Origin of the sequence: Nocardioides sp. Root682, assembly GCF_001427795.1 — a bacterium.
Classification (GTDB): Bacteria; Actinomycetota; Actinomycetes; order Propionibacteriales; family Nocardioidaceae; genus Nocardioides.
On the sequence record NZ_LMHJ01000003.1, the window covers coordinates 554,814 to 571,555 of the forward strand.

The 16,742-nt window shown below is 69.5% G+C and carries 18 protein-coding genes and 1 tRNA gene; 8 read left to right on the forward strand and 11 right to left on the reverse strand.

Annotated elements, in window-relative coordinates; all coding sequences use genetic code 11:
- The first annotated feature begins 15 nt into the window (after nt 1-15).
- Nucleotides 16-1,110: a DNA polymerase domain-containing protein gene (locus ASD84_RS17920; protein ID WP_056713332.1), complete on the forward strand. Its 1,095-nt coding sequence runs from the start codon at nt 16-18 to the stop codon at nt 1,108-1,110.
- A gap of 12 nt (nt 1,111-1,122) precedes the next feature.
- Here the strand turns inward: ASD84_RS17920 and ASD84_RS17925 are convergent, their stop codons facing one another.
- The 3 genes from ASD84_RS17925 to ASD84_RS17935 are packed head-to-tail and all read right to left on the reverse strand — an operon-like array spanning nt 1,123 to nt 3,145.
- Nucleotides 1,123-1,386: a hypothetical protein gene (locus tag ASD84_RS17925; protein WP_056713334.1), complete on the reverse strand. Its 264-nt coding sequence runs from the start codon at nt 1,384-1,386 to the stop codon at nt 1,123-1,125.
- A gap of 41 nt (nt 1,387-1,427) precedes the next feature.
- Nucleotides 1,428-1,961, reverse strand: a complete 534-nt coding sequence (locus tag ASD84_RS17930) for a hypothetical protein (RefSeq protein WP_056713336.1) — start codon at nt 1,959-1,961, stop codon at nt 1,428-1,430.
- Nucleotides 1,962-1,993: 32 nt separating this feature from the next.
- A complete protein-coding gene (locus ASD84_RS17935; RefSeq protein ID WP_056713338.1) occupies nt 1,994-3,145 on the reverse strand; it encodes an ATP-dependent DNA ligase in 1,152 nt (383 codons plus the stop codon).
- Nucleotides 3,146-3,266: 121 nt separating this feature from the next.
- Between ASD84_RS17935 and ASD84_RS17940 the strand changes: the two genes are divergently transcribed.
- Nucleotides 3,267-4,202 (forward strand): DMT family transporter, encoded by a 936-nt coding sequence (locus ASD84_RS17940; protein ID WP_235531165.1) that lies wholly within the window; start codon nt 3,267-3,269, stop codon nt 4,200-4,202.
- On the opposite strand, the gene ASD84_RS17945 is transcribed toward ASD84_RS17940, so the two are convergent.
- Both ASD84_RS17945 and ASD84_RS17950 read right to left on the reverse strand, forming a co-directional pair.
- Nucleotides 4,196-4,489, reverse strand: coding sequence for an HNH endonuclease signature motif containing protein (locus ASD84_RS17945; protein ID WP_235531166.1), 294 nt, complete (start codon nt 4,487-4,489; stop codon nt 4,196-4,198). The genes ASD84_RS17940 and ASD84_RS17945 overlap by 7 nt on opposite strands.
- Before the next feature lie 159 nt (nt 4,490-4,648).
- Nucleotides 4,649-4,721 (reverse strand) — tRNA-Thr (locus ASD84_RS17950).
- A 167-nt stretch (nt 4,722-4,888) separates the two neighbouring features.
- Between ASD84_RS17950 and ASD84_RS17955 the strand changes: the two genes are divergently transcribed.
- Entirely contained in the window at nt 4,889-6,022 is a 1,134-nt protein-coding gene (locus ASD84_RS17955; RefSeq protein ID WP_056713341.1) for an MFS transporter, read from the forward strand.
- Nucleotides 6,023-6,031: 9 nt separating this feature from the next.
- Here ASD84_RS17955 and pdxY read toward each other — a convergent pair whose 3' ends face one another.
- The gene (pdxY, locus tag ASD84_RS17960) at nt 6,032-6,877 is read right to left on the reverse strand and encodes a pyridoxal kinase PdxY (protein ID WP_056713342.1); all 846 of its coding nucleotides are present in this window, start codon (nt 6,875-6,877) and stop codon (nt 6,032-6,034) included.
- Nucleotides 6,878-6,965: 88 nt separating this feature from the next.
- On the opposite strand from pdxY, the gene ASD84_RS17965 reads away from it, so the two are divergent.
- Nucleotides 6,966-8,633, forward strand: coding sequence for a GMC family oxidoreductase (locus tag ASD84_RS17965; RefSeq protein ID WP_056713344.1), 1,668 nt, complete (start codon nt 6,966-6,968; stop codon nt 8,631-8,633).
- The gene (locus tag ASD84_RS17970; RefSeq protein WP_056713346.1) at nt 8,630-10,210 is read left to right on the forward strand and encodes a succinic semialdehyde dehydrogenase; all 1,581 of its coding nucleotides are present in this window, start codon (nt 8,630-8,632) and stop codon (nt 10,208-10,210) included. The genes ASD84_RS17965 and ASD84_RS17970 overlap by 4 nt, the downstream gene beginning before the upstream one ends.
- 68 nt (nt 10,211-10,278) lie before the next feature.
- On the opposite strand, the gene ASD84_RS17975 is transcribed toward ASD84_RS17970, so the two are convergent.
- Entirely contained in the window at nt 10,279-10,716 is a 438-nt protein-coding gene (locus tag ASD84_RS17975) for an Hsp20/alpha crystallin family protein (RefSeq protein WP_056713348.1), read from the reverse strand.
- A gap of 77 nt (nt 10,717-10,793) precedes the next feature.
- Here ASD84_RS17975 and ASD84_RS17980 point away from each other — a divergent pair, with 77 nt between their 5' ends.
- Entirely contained in the window at nt 10,794-11,087 is a 294-nt protein-coding gene (locus ASD84_RS17980) for a MerR family transcriptional regulator (protein WP_056713350.1), read from the forward strand.
- Here the strand turns inward: ASD84_RS17980 and ASD84_RS17985 are convergent.
- The 4 genes from ASD84_RS17985 to ASD84_RS18000 all read right to left on the reverse strand — a co-directional run bounded on the left by ASD84_RS17985 (nt 11,075) and on the right by ASD84_RS18000 (nt 14,815).
- Nucleotides 11,075-11,860 carry a dioxygenase gene (locus tag ASD84_RS17985; protein ID WP_056713352.1) on the reverse strand — a complete coding sequence of 262 codons (786 nt, stop codon included), beginning with the start codon at nt 11,858-11,860 and terminating at the stop codon, nt 11,075-11,077. The genes ASD84_RS17980 and ASD84_RS17985 overlap by 13 nt on opposite strands.
- A gap of 41 nt (nt 11,861-11,901) precedes the next feature.
- Nucleotides 11,902-12,564, reverse strand: a complete 663-nt coding sequence (locus ASD84_RS17990; protein ID WP_056713355.1) for a uracil-DNA glycosylase — start codon at nt 12,562-12,564, stop codon at nt 11,902-11,904.
- 416 nt (nt 12,565-12,980) lie between these two features.
- The gene (locus ASD84_RS17995) at nt 12,981-14,165 is read right to left on the reverse strand and encodes an alpha/beta fold hydrolase (protein WP_082573785.1); all 1,185 of its coding nucleotides are present in this window, start codon (nt 14,163-14,165) and stop codon (nt 12,981-12,983) included.
- 62 nt (nt 14,166-14,227) lie between these two features.
- Entirely contained in the window at nt 14,228-14,815 is a 588-nt protein-coding gene (locus ASD84_RS18000) for a hypothetical protein (protein ID WP_056713357.1), read from the reverse strand.
- Between the two features lie 139 nt (nt 14,816-14,954).
- Here ASD84_RS18000 and ASD84_RS18005 point away from each other — a divergent pair, with 139 nt between their 5' ends.
- Together ASD84_RS18005 and ASD84_RS18010 are read left to right on the forward strand one after the other, a co-directional pair.
- A complete protein-coding gene (locus tag ASD84_RS18005) occupies nt 14,955-15,482 on the forward strand; it encodes a hypothetical protein (protein ID WP_056713358.1) in 528 nt (175 codons plus the stop codon).
- Nucleotides 15,479-16,738 carry a hypothetical protein gene (locus tag ASD84_RS18010; protein ID WP_056713361.1) on the forward strand — a complete coding sequence of 420 codons (1,260 nt, stop codon included), beginning with the start codon at nt 15,479-15,481 and terminating at the stop codon, nt 16,736-16,738. The genes ASD84_RS18005 and ASD84_RS18010 overlap by 4 nt, the downstream gene beginning before the upstream one ends.
- Nucleotides 16,739-16,742: the final 4 nt, after the last annotated feature.

Consider the following 16,742-nt stretch of genomic DNA (forward strand, 5'->3'; position numbering starts at 1 on the left):
CTCTAGGGTCGGTGCATGGCGAAGACCGCGGCGGCCATGGTGCAGGCCGGCGAGCGCGAGGTCCGGGTGTCGAGCCCGGACCGCGTGATCTACGAAGCGACCGAACGCACGGGCGAGGTCACCAAGCTGATGGTGGCCGAGTACGTCGTCGCGGTCGGTGACGGCCTGATGCGCGCGTTGCGCGAGCGGCCCACTGCCCTCGAACGGTGGCCATCCGGAGTCCGCGAGGGCTTCCGGCTGGCCACCGGTCCGCGCGACAACGATGCCGAGGGTTTCTACCAGAAGCGCGTGCCCAAGGGCGCTCCCGACTACCTGGAGGCCGTGCAGATCACGTTCCCGTCGGGTCGCACGGCCGAGGAGATCTGCCCCACCGAGCTGGCCGTGCCGGTGTGGTGTGCCCAGATGGGCGCCCTCACCTTCCACCCGTGGCCGGTGCGGCGGGCCGACACGGACCACCCCGACGAGCTGCGGATCGACCTCGACCCCCAGCCGGGTACGACGTTCGGTGACGCCGTTCGGGTTGCGGACCTCGCTCGGGAGCTGTTCGAGGAGCTCGGCCTGCGTGCGTACCCGAAGACCTCGGGCAACCGCGGGGTCCACGTCTACGTCCGGATCGAGCCGCGGTGGGAGTTCACCGACGTGAGGCACGCCGCGATCGCGTTCGGGCGCGAGCTGTCCCGGCGCGACGAGCAGGTGACCACTGCGTGGTGGAAGGAGGAGCGGGGTGAGCGGATCTTCGTGGACTTCAACCAGAACAACCGCGACCGCACCATCGCGTCGGCGTACTCGCTGCGCCCCCTGCCCGGCGCGCCCGTCTCGACGCCGATGACCTGGGCCGAGCTCGCCGGGGTCAAGGACCCCAAGGACTTCAACCTGTTCACCGTGCCGGAGCGGATGGCCGACGGCGACCCGTGGGCAAGCATCGACGACGAGTCCTTCTCGCTCCAGCCGCTGCTGGACCTGTGGGAGCAGCAGATCCTCGACGGCGCGAGTGAGCTCAACTTCCCGCCGGACTACCCGAAGATGCCCGGCGAGCCGCCGCGGGTGCAGCCCAGCAAGAAGGTCGCCGAGCACTGGGACGAGCAGGGCAACCGGGTCGAGGGGACCTGAGTCCTCGCGAGCTCAGTCCAGGCCGCGCACCACGGCGACTTCGCACAGCCGCGCGAGGTCGCTGCGGACCCGCACGTCCAGCGAGGTGGCCAGGTCGTCGAGGAGCAGGTGGACGGCGCTGCGCGTGGTCCGGCCGGGATGCGGCAGGTCGAGCTCGGGCACCAGCCCGACGACGTACTCGCACAGGTCGATGACCTGATCACGCTCGGCCGCTGGCAGGCGCGCCCCCGCCAGCACCTCGTAGAGGCGGACATCGAGGGTGTGCAGGGCCGACATGACTGATCAACGACGCGGTGGCCGGTGCTGTTACGCCCCGACTACGTGGCGTCGTGTTCGAGCAGGTGCAGGACGGGTACGCCGAGCTTGCGGCGGGCCCGCGAGGTCCAGTCGACGTGGAAGAACTCCGCCACCACGTGCGAGCGCGTGAGGATGATCGCCTCCCGACCGTCGACCTCCTTCACCTTGCGGATCAGGGCGTCGACGGCCGAGTCGGTGACGACGGTGCCGTCGCCGACGTTGGCGCCGGCCGCGGCGAGTGCGTCGGACGTGGTGGCCAGGTCGCGTTCGGCCTGGCTGCGGTACTCCTCGCGCAGGTGCTCGATCTCGTCGGGTGACGGCGTCATCGGTACGGCCATCAGGTCCGCACCGCCCATCACTCCGAGGGACGCCTCGACGGCTGCGGCTGCGTCGGCCATCGGCAGCAGTACGTGGTAGACGACCTCGATGGTCGGGTCGTCGTCGAGCTCGACATGCAGGGCCCGGACCTGGGCCGCGTCCGTCGGGGTCAGGGCCTGCTCCACAAGGAGGACGACGTCGTACGGCTCTTCGGCAGGTGTGGCGTCGGTGCTCATGCCACCATCCTGCACCCCTGACCGGCGCGGAGTCAGCCCCCGAGCACGTCGGCCAGGTCGTACTTCACGGGCTGCTCGAGCTGCTCGTACCCGCACGACTCCGGGTCGCGGTCCTCACGCCACCGCTTGAAGTGGGCGGTGTGCCGAAAGCGCCGGCCCTCCATGGCGTCGTACTTCACCTCGATGACGCGCTCGGGACGCAACGGCGTGAACGACAGGTCCTTGCCGCTGCTCCACCTGCTCTGGGTGCCGGGCTGCCGCCCGGGGTTGCCGACCGCCCACGGGCCGGAGGTTGAGGAGCCGAGGGACGAGGCGTCTCGAAACCAGCGGCCCCAGGGGTGGTCCTCGATCGCGCAGACGAGGGGCTGCAGCTCTTCCCAGAGCTCGGCGCGGCGGGCAGCGGTGAAGCTGGCACTGACGCCGATGTGTTGGAGCTCGCCGTCCTGGTAGAGACCGAGCAGCAGGCTCCCGATCAGCGGCTGTTCGGGGGTGCTGGTCTTGTGCTCGCGATAGCCGGCGAGGACGACGTCCGCGGTGCGCTCATGCTTGATCTTCAGCATGGTCCGGGCGTTCGGCGCGTACGGCGCACTGAGCGGCTTGGCGATGACGCCGTCGAGCCCGGCCCCCTCGAACTGGTGGAACCACTCCTGCGCGACTGCCGGATCGGTGCTGGTCCGGGTGAGGTGGCAGCGGGCGTCCGGGTTTTCGGCGAGGCCGCCGAGCGCCTCCTCCAGTGCCTTGCGCCGTTCGATGAAGGGTCGATCGACGTACGACTCGTCGCCCAGTGCCAGCAGGTCGAAGGCCACGAAGGCCGCCGGGGTCTTCTCGGACAACATCCCGATCCGGGAGGCCGCGGGGTGGATCCGCTCCTGGAGCACCTCGAACTGCAGGCGACCCTTGCCGTCCTCACTGTCGAGCGCCACGAAGATCTCGCCGTCCAGCACGCACCGCTCGGGCAGCTCGGCCCGCGCGGCCTCGACGAGCTCGGGGAAGTAGCGGGTCAACGGCTTGGTGTTGCGACTCGCCAGCTCGACCTCGTCACCGTCCTTGAACAGGATGCAGCGGAACCCGTCCCACTTGGGCTCGAACAGCAGGCCAATGGGGTCGTGCTTCGCCGGGTCGGGCACACCCGACACGGCCTTCGCGAGCATCGGCTGGACGGGCGGCATCACGGGGAGGTCCACAGCACCTCAGACTAGTCAGGACGCCGACACTCATCGGCCACTCGTCGGAACGTCCGGATGTCGACGCACATCGGCAGAAACCCGGTGTCGCCGTACGGCGACGGCAGCCTAGGTTCGTCGGGTGACGTCGACACCCGCGCAGGCCGCCCCCGAAGCTCCTGTCGTCACGGGGCCGCAGGCGTGGCAGCCGATCGCGGCGATCGGGGTGACGCTCGTGCTGTGGGCCTCTGCGTTCGTGGCCATCCGGCACCTCGGGCGCGAGGTGACGCCAGGTGCGCTCTCGCTCGGGCGCCTGCTGATCGCTGCCCTTGTCCTGTCGGCGTTGTTGGTGCGGGCGCCGCGGAGCCGGTTCACCCGCAACGAGGTGTTGCTGCTCGTCGGCTGTGGGGTTGCGTGGTTCGGGATCTACAACCTCGCCCTGAACGACAGCGAGCGCCGCATCGACGCCGCGACGGCCGCGATGGTGGTGCAGGTCGGGCCGATCCTGATCGCCTTCCTGGCCGCGCTGTTCCTGGGTGAACGACTCACCGGTTGGCTGCTGCTCGGGATGGCCATCGCCTTCGGTGGTGTCGTCGTGATCGGGAGCGCCATGCGCGGCGAGGGCGGTTCCGACCTCGACGGTGTCCTGCTGGCACTGCTCGCGGCGGCGACGTACGCGATCGGTGTGGTGTGCCAGAAGGTGCTGTTGCGGCGACTCTCCGGGCTGGAGGTGACCTGCTACGCCTGCTGGATCGGCGCGGCCGTCTGCCTGCCATGGATCGGTGACCTGGGCGACGTGATCCGCAACGGCAGCACCGACACCCTGCTCTGGATCGCCTACCTCGGCGTCTTCCCGACCGCCATCGCGTTCAGCACCTGGGCCTTCGCGCTGCGCCACACCGACGCCGGCAAGCAGGCGCTGACCACCTTCCTGGTCCCCGCGATCGCGACCGTGATGGCGTGGGTGCTGCTCGACGAGGTGCCGCCGGCCCTGGCCTTCGCCGGTGGGGCGCTCTGTGTGGTCGGGGTGCTGGTGACGCGACGGAAGCCGCGGGTCGCCGCGCCCATCGGTCAGTAGGACTGGCCGTTCGCGTAGCGCTCGCGGCGGAAGTGTCGTCCCTTGCCTCGGTTCCTGCTCTTGAACGTCGGCAGCTGCGAGTCGCAGTTCGGGCAGATCATGCGCAGGTTCTCGCGGCGGTTGTTGGCAGCATCGCCGTCGATGTGGTCGAGGACGAACACCAGGTCCATCCCGTTCCACTCCTCAACGGTCCCGCAGATATCGCAGCAGCCGTCCTGAGCGTCGAGCAGGTGGCGACGCACGTAATGGGTGCGGCTGCCGCTGAGGCTCACCTCGCCGGTGCTCAACCAGCGTTGCAACTTGACGTTGAACTTGACTGTCCACATGCAGTTCGTATTGCAGTAGGCCTTCTGGCTCCGTTTGGTGAGGGGAGAGCCGCACCCGAGACACGTCCTCATTGGCGAAAATTACGATGAGGGTGCGACGCAAAGTGGTTGCGTCTCCGGAGCCGGTGACAGGAATCGAACCCGCGACATCAAAATTACAAATTTTGCGCTCTACCAACTGAGCTACACCGGCATGCCGCTCGCGTGCGAGCGACCGCGCCATCCTAGTCAGCGCAGCTGCCGCACCTCGAACCGCTCCGGCGGTACGGCGATCGCGTCCCTGCGGAGTGGGCGTACACCCGGCCCTGCGTACCGTTCGCCCATGATCGAACGGCCGCCCCGCAGGGTCCTCGCGACGCTGTGCGTGACGGTCACGGTCAGCTACGGCACCCTGTACTACGCCTTCGCGGGCTGGCGCCCACGATCTCGTCCGACACCGGGTGGTCGCTCACCGCGATCACTGCGGCGTTCTCCGCAGGGAGCCTCGCCACCGGGGTGGTCGGGATCCCGGCTGGGCGGGCGATCCAGGCCAGCGGTCCGCGAAAGGTCATGGTCGCCGGCGGATGTGTCGGCTCGGCCGGACTGCTGCTCGTGGCCGTCGCGCCGACGTACCCGCTCTTCCTGCTGGCGATGGTGGTCTGTGGAACGGGTGCGGCCGGCCTCTTCTACGCGCCCGCCTTTGCTGCGATCACCCACTGGTACGGCGCGCGCCGGGTCGAGGCGCTGACCGCGCTCACCCTCGTGGCGGGCTTCGCCAGCACCGTCTTCGCGCCGACGACGACCCTCCTGGCCGAGCGCACCTCGTGGCGCACGACCTACGTGGTGTTCGCGGTGCTGCTCCTGGTCGTCGCGGTACCGCTGCACCTCTTCGCGCTCCGACTCACCTGGCAGCCGCTGGAGGCGGGACACCATGCGGCCACCGACCGCGACGTCGTCACCAGTGTGGCCTTCGTGCTCGTCGCGATCGGCTTCACCCTGGCCACGCTCGCGATGTATGCGTCGATCGTGGCGTTCGTGCCGCTCCTGATCGAGCGCGACCTCACTCCGGGGCTCGCGGCCTGGGCACTCGGTCTCGGTGGAGCCGGCCAGGTCGTCGGGCGCCTCGCCTACCCGGCCCTCAGCAGGGCGCTCGGCCTCCGAGCCCGGGTCGGCCTGACGACCTCCGCGCTGGCGGTGACCATCGCCGTGTTCGCAGTCGTGCCTGGTCCGGCGGCGCTGCTCGTGCTCGGTGCCGTCGTGGCCGGCGCTGCCCGCGGGCTCTTCACGCTCGTCGGCGCGCTGCTGGTCACCGACCTGTGGGGCCCGGAGCGCTACGCAGCCCTCAACGGCGTCCTCGGCGCTCCCGTCGCCCTGGCCACGGCCGTCGGGCCGTTCGTGGGAGCCGGTCTTGCCGAGGTGACGGGCGGGTACCCGATCGCGTTCGCGCTGCTGGGTGGCATCGCCGCGGTCGGCGCTGGATTGTCCGTCGCTGCTGTCGGGATGGTCAGGCGTTGACGGTGGCGCTCAGCGCAGCTGCCGCACCTCGAACCGCTCCGGGGGAACAGCGATCGCGTCCTGCGCCACGACGATCTGCAGCTCGCGCGTGCCGGCGGCGAGGGTCCGCTCGAGGACGGTGAAGACCGACGCCGTGGTCCGACCCAGTGCGACCGCCGGAGAGCCGGATTCGAGCAGATGGGCCAGGTACAGAGCCGCTGTCAGGTCGCCGCCACCGTTGGGCGAGATCGGCAGCAGCGGCGTGGTGACCGCCCAGGCGCCGGCGTCCGAGACCGCCATGACGTCGAGGGTCTCGCTGTCGTCGTACCGGATGGAGGTGACCAGGACGTCCCGCGGCCCCCGGTCGCGTACGACGTCGATCGCGTCGAGCACGTCCTCGACCGTGCGGGCTTCGCGACCGGCGAGGAACTCGAGCTCGAAGTGGTTCGGCGTCAGGATGTCGGCGAACGGGACGACCTCGTCCCGCAGGAACTCGGGGATGCCCGGGCGGACGAAGACGCCGCGGCCGACGTCGCCGATGACGGGGTCGCAGCAGTAGACCGCAGCGGGGTTGAGCTCCTTGACGCGAGCGACGGCGTCGAGGATCACGGCGCCCATCGCCGGATCACCCTGGTAGCCGGACAGCACCGCGTCGGCGTCTCCGAGGACGCCGCGGTCGTCGATGCCGGCGATGACCTCGCGGACGTCGGCCGGGTCGAGCAGCGGGCCCCGCCAGGCGCCGTACCCGGTGTGGTTCGAGAAGTGCACGGTGAACACCGGCCAGACCTCGTGGCCCAGTCGCTGCAGCGGGAACACCGCTGCGGAGTTGCCGACGTGGCCGTAGGCGACCGAGGACTGGATCGAGAGGACCTTCACCCGAACATCCTCGCAAACGAAACCCTTTCGTAACGAAACTAGAACGCGTTACAGTTAGCGGACCACAGTGACGAGGGATGGGACTGGCATGGCCAAGCGCGCGAGCAAGAACAACCAGCGCAGCAGTGAAGCCGACTACGTGGTGGTCGGATCCGGCAGCTCCGGGGCGATCGTCGCTGGTCGCCTGGCCCAGTCGGGCGCGAGCGTGATCCTGCTCGAGGCAGGCAAGAGCGACGACAAGGGCCTGCACGGCTACATGACCAAGGTGCCCGGCATGATCGGCCCGATGCACTCCGAGCCCAAGCTCGAGGCGAAGTTCGACTGGGGCTACCGCTCGGTTCCCCAGCCCGGCCTCGACGGTCGCCGGATGCCGGCGCCCCGCGGCAAGGTCGGCGGCGGCTCGTCGTCGGTCAACGGCATGGTCTACGTCCGCGGCAACCGCGCCAACTACGACTCGTGGGCCGCCGAGGGCAACACGGGCTGGAGCGCCGACGACGTCAACCGGGCGTTCAAGCGCTACGAGGACTTCGAGGACGGCGAGGACGCCTACCGTGGCGCCGGCGGTCCCATCAAGGTCACCCGCAACAAGACCCCGCAGGAGGCGACCCTCCAGTTCATCCAGGCCACCTCCGACACCTTGGGCGTCAAGGTCAACGACGACTACAACGGTGCCGAGCAGGAGGGCATCTCCCGCATGCAGCAGAACATTGCGGACGGTCTTCGTTACTCCTCGACCCGCGGCTACGTGCACCAGCTCAACCCGCCCACCCTCGAGTTCCAGACCGAGGTGCATGTCGAGAAGGTCGTGATCAGGGACGGCCGTGCCACCGGCGTCGAGGTCCTCGACCAGGGCAAGGGCGGCGGCACCCGCCGCTTCATCAAGGCCGGCAAGGAGGTGATCCTCTCCTCGGGGTTCATCAACAGCCCGCAGCTGCTCATGCTCTCCGGCGTCGGTCCCGCCGACCACCTGGCCTCGCTCGGCATCCAGGTCGTCGCGGACCTGCCCGTCGGCGACAACCTCCACGACCACCTCTTCCACCCGCTGTCGTTCCACGTGCCGAGCGTCGTCTACCGCGGCAACCCGTGGACGTTCGCGAAGGGGACCGCACGCAACATGTCCGGTCGCAAGTCCTTCCTCGACAACTCCGTCTTCGAGTCCGTCGGGTTCATCCGCTCCGGCCTCGCGACCGACATCCCGGACATCCAGCTGCACGCGCTGCCGTGGACCTACCCGAGTCCCAACCAGGACGAGCCGGTCCGGCACATGCCCGACCCGCGTCCGGGTCTCACCGTCTTCTCGACGCTGATCTACCCCAAGAGCCGTGGCACGATCCGCCTCGCCTCCTCGGACCCGATGACCGCACCGCTCATCGACTACGGCTTCTTCACCCACCCCGACGACGTCGAGGTGCTGGCCCAGGGCACCGAGATGATCCGCGAGATCATGGGGTCCGCCGCCTTCGGTGGGGGAGTCAAGGCAGAGATCCACCCGGGCCCGTCGATCCCCAACGGCAAGGACCTGCGGGTCGCGCTCAAGCAGCGATCGACCTCGGTCTACCACGGTGTCGGCACCTGCCGGATGGGCGTCGACGAGCGCGCTGTCGTCGGCCCCGACCTGAAGGTGCGCGGCATCGAGGGACTCCGGGTCGCGGACGCCTCGATCATGCCGTCCATCACCGGTGGCAACACCAACGCGCCGTGCTACATGATCGGCGAGATGGCGGCCGAGATCATCCTGGGCGGGGCGAGCTGGTGACCTCGTCGACGCAGGGCCCGGCCCGGCCCGCCTCGGTCACCGACGAGCTGCTCGAGCGGCTGGTCGCCCGGGTGCCGGGTCGCACCGGTGCGACCTGGAAGCTGACGGAGGTCTACTCCGGTGAGGTGCTCGTCGAGCTCCCGCAGTCGACGCCGCAGGACATCGAGGAGGCCTTCGCCGAGGCGCGCGCTGCGCAGGCGCTGTGGGCGCAGTGGCCCATTGCCAAGCGGGTCGAGGTCTTCAAGCGGGCGCACACCCTGCTGGTGGACAACGCGCACACCACCGCCGACCTGATCCAGGTCGAGAGCGGCAAGAACCGGCGGATGGCGATCGAGGAGTCCTGCGATCCGCCGATGGTGATGAGCTACTACATCAAGCGCGCACAGAAGCTGCTCAAGCCCACGAAGCACGCCGGACCGGTGCCGATCATCTCCGGTTCCACCGAGGTGCGCGTCCCCAAGGGCGTCGTCGGCATCATCGCGCCGTGGAACTTCCCGTTCGCGACCGGCCTTTCCGACGCGATCCCGGCCCTGATCGCCGGCAACGCCGTCGTGGTGAAGCCGGACAACAAGACGGCCCTGTCCCCGCTCTACGGCATCTCCCTGCTCGAGGAGGCCGGGCTTCCGAAGGGCCTGTTCCAGGTCGTCTGCGGTGAAGGGCCCGACATCGGCCCGACGCTCATCGACAACGCCAACTACGTCATGTTCACCGGTTCGACCGCGACCGGCCGGGTGATCGGCGAGCGGGCCGGCAAGAACCTGATCGGCTGCTGCCTCGAGCTCGGTGGCAAGAACCCGATGATCGTGCTCGACGACCTCGACGACAAGGGTGTCGCGGACTGGGTCGAGTCCGCCATCTTCGGATGCTTCGGCAACACCGGCCAGATCTGCATGCACATCGAGCGGATCTACCTCCCCGAGTCGCGGTACGACGAGCTGAAGTCCGCGTTCGTGGAGCGGGCCGCCAACCTGGTGCTCGGGGCGTCGTACGACTTCGGACCGGAGGTCGGCTCGCTGGTGAGCCCCGACCACCGCGACCGTGTGGCGTCCCACGTCGAGGACGCCGTCGCGAAGGGTGCCACGGTGCTGATCGGTGGCCGGGCACGGCCCGACCTGGGTCCGGCCTTCTTCGAGCCGACCGTGCTGGAGGGCGTCACCAAGGACATGCTGGCCGGGCACACCGAGACGTTCGGTCCGGTGGTCGGCCTGTATCCCTACCGGACCCTCGACGAGGCGATCCACCTCGCCAACGACACCGACTACGGGCTCAATGCCTCGGTCTGGAGTGGTGACATCGCGCGTGCGGAGGCCGTTGCGGCCCGCATCGACTCGGGCAACGTCAACATCAACGACGCGCTCGCGACGGCGTACGCGTCGAAGGGTTCGCCGTCCGGTGGGGTGAAGAGCTCCGGAGTCGGCGCCCGCCACGGTGACCAGGGCCTGCTGAAGTACACCGACGCCAAGAACGTCGCGGTGCTCAAGAAGCAGGTCATGGGTGCCCGGCCCGGGCAGGACTACGACGCCTACGTCAAGCAGATGATGCAGTCACTCAAGCTGATGCGGAAGCTGGGGCGCTGAGGTCTCGACAGGCTCGACCTGCGGAGGGTCGAGCGTATCGACGGTAGGTCGAGCCTGCCGAGACAGGATCAGGCCTCGATGGCCTCGCGCTCGGGGGCCGACTTTCCTGCCACCTCGATCTTGCGGGGCTTGGCCTTCTCGGCGACCGGGATGGCCAGGCGCAGCACGCCGTTCTCGTAGACGGCATCGATCTTGTCGAGGTCGAGGTTGTCGCCCAGGACGAGCTGGCGCGAGAACTGCCCGTGCGTCCGCTCGGACGCCAGGCGCTGCCAGTCGCCGTTGCCGGGGACGCGCTCGGCCTTGACCGTCACCACGTTGCGTTCGATGTCGATGTCGATGTTCTCGCGGCTCACGCCCGGCATGTCGAACTCGAGGACGAACTCGTCACCCTGGCGCCAGGCGTCCATCGGCATCACCGCCGGCCGGTTGGTGGTGCCACCGGCGCCCAGGAGCTGGGAGGTGAGGCGGTCGAAGTCGCGGAACGGGTCGGTGGAACGCAGCAACATGACTCCTCCTTGGGAACGTGCCGGCTCTTCTGGCCGGGCTCTGGATCTGCAATGACTGTTATAGGTAATCTGTTCCCATGAATCAAGTCCCTGGGTCGCAGGATTTTCGACGCGGCGTCTTCGCCATCTCGGTGGCCGCCGACATGACGTCCCTGCAGATCCAGAACATCCGGGTCTACGAGCGGCGTGGCCTGCTCGCCCCTGAGCGCAGTGCCGGCGGCACGCGGCTGTACAGCCGCGCCGACATCGAGACCCTGCACCGGATCCGGGATCTGTTGGCCGACGGGCTCAACCTGGCCGGGATCGCCCACGTGCTGGCGCTGGAGGCCGAGGTGGCCAGGCTTCGTGCCCGACTGCGTCAGGCGACCTGAAGCGAACGCTTGGAGAGCCCCAGCCAGAACCCGTCGATGACCTGCTCGCCGGGAATGGTCGGGTCGGTCGCGGCGCCGAGCGTGACGAAGAGCGGGCTGTAGTGCTCGACGGTCGGGTGGGCGTACGGCATGCCCGGCGCCTTGTCGCGGTACGACGCCAGCTCGTCCACGTCACCGCGGGCCATCGCCTCGCCGGCCCACGCGTCGAAGTCCTTCGACCAGCCGGGCGCCTTCGCGTCGAGCTGGAAGGACGTCAGGAACGGCAGGCCGTGGGTGAGGAACCCGGAGCCGATGATCAGCACGCCCTCGTCGCGCAGCGACTGGAGTCGACGTCCGATCTCCATCAGTCGACCGGGGTCGTGGGTGGGCATCGACATCTGGAGCACGGGGATGTCCGCTTCGGGATACATGATCCGCAGCGGCACCCAGGCGCCGTGGTCGAGGCCGCGCGAGGTGTGTTGGTGGACCGGCTCGGTCTTCGGCATCATCGCCGCGATGCGGGCTGCCAGTGCCGAGTTGTCCGGCGTCTCGTAGGTCATCTGGTAGTACTTCGGCGCGAATCCGCCGAAGTCGTAGACCAGCGGCGCGTGGTTCGCGGACAGCGACAGGGGCGCGGATTCCCAGTGGGCGCTGACGATCAGGATCGCCTTGGGGCGCGGCAGGTCGTGGGCCCAGGCAGCCAGCTCGCCCGACCAGACCGGGTCGTCGAGGAGCGGGGGAGCGCCGTGCCCGAGATAGAGGGCCGGCATCCGTCCGTTGGTGTTCGTGTCCATGCTCAGTTCAATAGTTGAAGTCTCAACTATATTCCCGCGAGTCAGGAAGGAAGGCTCCAGTTCACCGGAAGGGCGCCCTGCTCGGCGAGCAGCTGGTTGGCGCGCGTGAACGGACGGGACCCGAGGAAGCCCTTGTGGGCCGACAGCGGTGAGGGGTGGGCCGACTCGATCGTCGGGACAGGGCCAAGATGCTGCTTGAGCGCCCGCGCAGGATCGCCCCAGAGGATGGCGACCATCGGAGCGCCCGACTCCGCTCGGCGGGCGAGGGCCTCGATGGCGCAGGTGGTGACGTCCTCCCAGCCCTGGCGCCGGTGCGCGTGCCGCTGGCCCTGCTCGACGGTGAGCACCCGGTTGAGCAGCATCACGCCCTGCTCTGCCCACGTCGTCAGGTCGCCGTGCTCGGGCGGCACCGCCCTGAGGTCGGTGCGCATCTCCTTGTAGATGTTCTTCAGGCTCGGAGGCAGCGGTCGCACGGAGCGTTCGACGGCGAAGCACAGTCCTATCGCGTGGCCGGGTGTCGGATACGGGTCCTGGCCGACGATGAGCACCCGGACCTCGGACAGGGGTCGTTCGAAGGCGCGGAAGATGTGCTCCGGAGCGGGCAACCACGGTCTCCCCGCGGCGGTCTGCCCGTCGAGGAACTGGCCGAGCCTCGCGATCCGGTCCTCGACCGGTGCGAGGGCCTCGGCCCAGTCGGCGGCCATACGGCCCTGGTCGACGAGTTGAGAAAGAGAAGCACCCACAGCCGGACAGTAACGCTCGTGCGCGGCTCCCGACGCGCAGCGGTCCCCCCAGACCCCACCTTGCAGTCCGGCCGTGGTGCTGCTCCTCATGCTCGCTGCACGCAGCGTGGGGCGTCCCTCTCCCTCCGAGGGACGCACCAGCGCGCGTTGCAGCTAGCTCCGACGCGGACTCCGAGCCCAACTGGTCCTCCGGCGGCGCAACCTTGCGGTGCACCGGACCCGGTGGGGCTCCCTCCAGCGGCTTCGAGGTCCGCGTCGGTAAGGAAGAATCTACGGACCCGGGAGGGGTCCCGGGATCGGGAGTGCGGCCGTCCTCTTGTAGTCCTTTGGGACTAGGTCGGGACGGCGATCGGCGGTGCCGAGCGGAGCAGGTGGGGCTACTTCGACAGCGCGCGCGACGAGGCAGAGGTGTGCCGGCGCTTGCGGCTGGTGCCGATCGGTGACTCAGGCTGGTTGTCGGTGGACCACTCGGTGATCCACTCGTCCATCGCGAGCCAGGTCGTGTGTCGCGCCGCGCGCCCGGTCAGCATGCCGAGGTGTCCCCCCGGGACGATCTCGAAACGGACCTCCGGCGACCCCTTCAGCAGGGGTACGACGGCCCGCACCGCCGGGACCGGGGCGATGCCGTCCGTGGCGCCGCCGAAGACCAGCACGGGCACATCGATGTCGGCGAGGTCGATCGTGCGGTCGTCGAGCTCGAACCTGCCGCTCGCGAGCTGGTTGCCCTTCGCGAACCGGTGGTAGAGCTGCCCGAACGTGCGGCCCGGATAGGCGATCATGTTGGCCGTGAACCGGTCGACGGCCTCGACCTGGGCGAGGAACTCGCGGTCGTCGACATGGGTCGCCAGCGCGATCGGCTTGGTCACCATCTTCTGGAACGCGCTGAGCTGGAACGCCCACTTCACCAACGGCTTCGGGGCACCGCCCAGCATCTGGTAGCCCTTGGTGATCGGTCCCTTGCCGTTGAAGAGGTTCAGCAGCGGGCGGATCGGCGCCAGCAGGGGCACCAGGGAGATGTCGATGGGCGAGCCGACCACGGACAGCGAGGCGACGGGCAGACGGCCCGACCGCTGGTCGGCGAGGGTGAGCAGCGAGAAGATGCCGCCGAGGCTCCAGCCGATCAGGTGCACGGGGCGGCCGCCTGCGTGCTCGGACACCTCACGGATCGCAGTGGGCAGCACCTCGTCGACCCAGTGCTCCATGCCGAGGTTGCGGTCGCGGAACGACACCTCGCCGTACTCCAGCAGGTAGGTCGGACGGCCCTCGGTGACGAAGTGCTCCACCAGCGAGCAGCCGCGGCGCAGGTCGTAGCAGAGCGCGGGCGCGGCGAGCGGCGTCACCAGCAGGACCGGGTCGCCCTTCTCGACGACGGTGCCCGACGGCCGGTAGTGATACACCTCGCGCAGCGTGCCTTCGTCGATCAGCGTGCGGGGCATCGGACGCAGGTCGGCCAGGCCGCCGTACAACACCTTGTGGGCCACGTTGCTGGCGGCAGCAACGACCTGATCGGGCCCGGGGAGCAGACCCGCTCCCGGAACCGAACGCAAGGGCAGCAGATCCATGGGTGAACGCTACCGCGGAGCAACGACCGTGGCAGGCCTCGTCCGGGACTGGAGCTGTCCGGTCACTTCCACTGGAGCGAGGCCAGGGTGGCCTCGATCCACGCGCGCGACCGCGGATCCTTCTTGGGGAAGCTGAAGGTGATCTTGACCGCGTGGCGAGCGTGCATGCCACCGTAGGCGTAGACCAGCTGGCCGTCGTCGACGGTCTCGGCGGTCCAGCCCTCGACGCCGTCGAGGACCCGGTTCTTGCCGCGTCGGAGCGGCTGGTCGAAGGAGTCGCCGCCGGTGCTGGTCTCGAAGTCGAAGTCGATGTCCTCACCCGTGTCGCCCGCCTGGAGAGGCACCGTCGAGGTGGAGAGGTCGAACACGTCGAAGTCCTCGTCGTAGGCGGTGGCGCTCAGTCCACCGCGTCGCAGCTCCCAGTCGCCTTCTGCGGGCAGGTGGAGACTGAAGACCTCGTCCTCGATCAGGGGGCCGTCGGCCGGCTGGGGCGCTGTGCCGTCGGTCGACGGCGAGCCGGTCGCCGTTCCCTCGGTGGTGGGCGACGTGGAGGCCTCGCCAGGGTCCGCGCCTGTCCGCTCGTCGTCCTTGCAGCCTGCGAGCAGCAGCCCTGACACGAGGAGCAGGGCGAGCAGGGGCCGAGCGATCACCGTGAACCACCTTCCGAGACGGGAGGATCACCTTAGCGACCCCTGAAATCACCGCGATCACGTGTTTGCGCGTCGGCCGTGCGGGTAGGTGCGCCGTGCGCCGCCACCTTCGGCGGTTCTCGGATGGAGGGATTGCCACGTGTTGCCAGAGCAGTTCGCAGACTTCGCTGCCGCCGCGGTCAAGGCCTCACCCCATGGCCTGACCATCGTCGAGGACGCGATCGATCTCGCTGTGTCGTCCATCGACCACGAGCTGGTGAAGCTCGACCACACGACCTTCGGTGCCGACGGGTTCATCCCGGTCTCTGCCTTCGGTGCGGCGGACCGCTCACCCGAGCTGGCGCTCCACCACACGCGCGCCCACGCGGTCATCGAGAAGACGCTGATCGGGGTGAAGCAGGACCTGGCGCGGTTCCGCGACGCCTGCGTCGAAGCCCGTGCGTTGATCGTCGGTGCTGACGAGCAGGCGGGGGACGCCTCCCGGATCTTGGTGGCGCGCGTCCTTGCCGAGGGCACCACCGGCACCTCCAGCGACGACGCCTACAACCAGGCCGTCCATACGGAGGCCGACGCGGTGCCGACCGAGGAGAACCCGGATGCCCCGGAGACGCCCGTCGCGGGTGCCCAGGGTGGCGGGAAGATTTCGGACCCGAAGGAGACCCCGTGACCGGCCAGCACATCCACAAGCTGCTCAAGGCGACTGCGTCGTCGGACCACCAGAAGCTGCGCGACTCCCGCAAGGCCTGGCAGGACGGGTACGACGCGCTCGACGCGCTCGCCATCACCCTGGGCAAGACCGCGGCGGAGGTCCAGCGTGGATTCGCGGACGGTGTCGACAGCAGCGGGAAAGGTACGGCTGCCCGGGGGCGGATGGCCTTCGAGACCCTGCGCGACGACGTCGTCGTCCCGCGCCGCGACCAGATGAAGTCGGCTGCCGCCGCCCTGAAGCTCGCGGCGGACAAGCTGATGGCGGCAGAGAACATCCGAGTCGACATGCCTGACTCTCCGCCCGGCGACCTCCCGCCGCGTCCGTCGTCCTACGGCACGGAGGACGACATCGACGCTTTCCGCGTCCAACGCGCCTACGACAACCAGGTGACCGCGCACAACTCGGCCGTCACGGCCTATGCCGACGCCGACGAGAAGGCGCGCCTGAAGCTCCAGGACCTCGACGAGGCGTACGCCGAGGCGTCAGTCGAGCTCGCGAAGATCCACGGCGAGCCGGTCTACCCGGAGGACCTCCCGCCGCCCGGCGACCCGGGACCGGGTGGATTCCCGGTCGGTCCCACGGGTGGTCCCCGACCCACGGGTCCGATCCCGGTGCACCACCCGGTGCCGACCGTCGTGCACCCGCCCGTCATCGACCCCGGCCCCGGTCCGGGCCCCGGTCCCGGTCCGGGCCCGAACCCCGGCATCGACCACCCCGTGCCCGGCCCGGTGGGCGGCACCTTGGGCAACCCCGGCGGTCCGCACCCCTCGGGTGGTCCGGGCATCAACCCGATCATCGGCGGCGGCATCGCGGCCGGTGTCTTCGGCGGCCCCGGCCTGGTCAACGCAGTGCGCGGCGCTCTGGGTGGTCGGGGTGGTTTCGGCTCCACGAACGGCACCATCGGCTCGACGACGCGCACCGGTGGCTCGGGCACGCTCGGCCGGTCCGGCGGCGCAGCGCCGGGCAGCCAGGCGGGCCGAAGCGGCGGTCGCGCCGGAGGAGCCGGTGGCGGTCGGGGTGCCGGCGGTCGAGGGGGCGCTGCTCCGGGTACTGCCGGCGGTCGCGGCCGCGGTGGCAGCCGGGGAGCGGCAGCCGCCGGCGCTGGCGGTCGAGGACGCAAGGATCGTGACGAGGAGGGTCGCGAGCGCGACCTCTTCGACGACGGCAGCGACTGGATCGACGACGAGGGCGCCGGACCCGACGTGCTCGGCTGATCCC

Bases quoted from the DNA above. Each gene is read 5' to 3' on its own strand.
- ASD84_RS17965 (WP_056713344.1), top strand. From the start codon at position 6,966: ATGGCCAAGCGCGCGAGCAAGAACAACCAGCGCAGCAGTGAAGCCGAC.
- ASD84_RS17930 (WP_056713336.1), bottom strand. From the start codon at position 1,961: ATGAGCACCGACGCCACACCTGCCGAAGAGCCGTACGACGTCGTCCTC.
- ASD84_RS17975 (WP_056713348.1), bottom strand. From the start codon at position 10,716: ATGTTGCTGCGTTCCACCGACCCGTTCCGCGACTTCGACCGCCTCACC.
- ASD84_RS17925 (WP_056713334.1), bottom strand. From the start codon at position 1,386: ATGTCGGCCCTGCACACCCTCGATGTCCGCCTCTACGAGGTGCTGGCG.
- ASD84_RS17920 (WP_056713332.1), top strand. From the start codon at position 16: ATGGCGAAGACCGCGGCGGCCATGGTGCAGGCCGGCGAGCGCGAGGTC.
- ASD84_RS17990 (WP_056713355.1), bottom strand. From the start codon at position 12,564: ATGGCCGCCGACTGGGCCGAGGCCCTCGCACCGGTCGAGGACCGGATC.
- ASD84_RS17995 (WP_082573785.1), bottom strand. From the start codon at position 14,165: ATGGATCTGCTGCCCTTGCGTTCGGTTCCGGGAGCGGGTCTGCTCCCC.
- ASD84_RS17980 (WP_056713350.1), top strand. From the start codon at position 10,794: ATGAATCAAGTCCCTGGGTCGCAGGATTTTCGACGCGGCGTCTTCGCC.
- ASD84_RS17985 (WP_056713352.1), bottom strand. From the start codon at position 11,860: ATGGACACGAACACCAACGGACGGATGCCGGCCCTCTATCTCGGGCAC.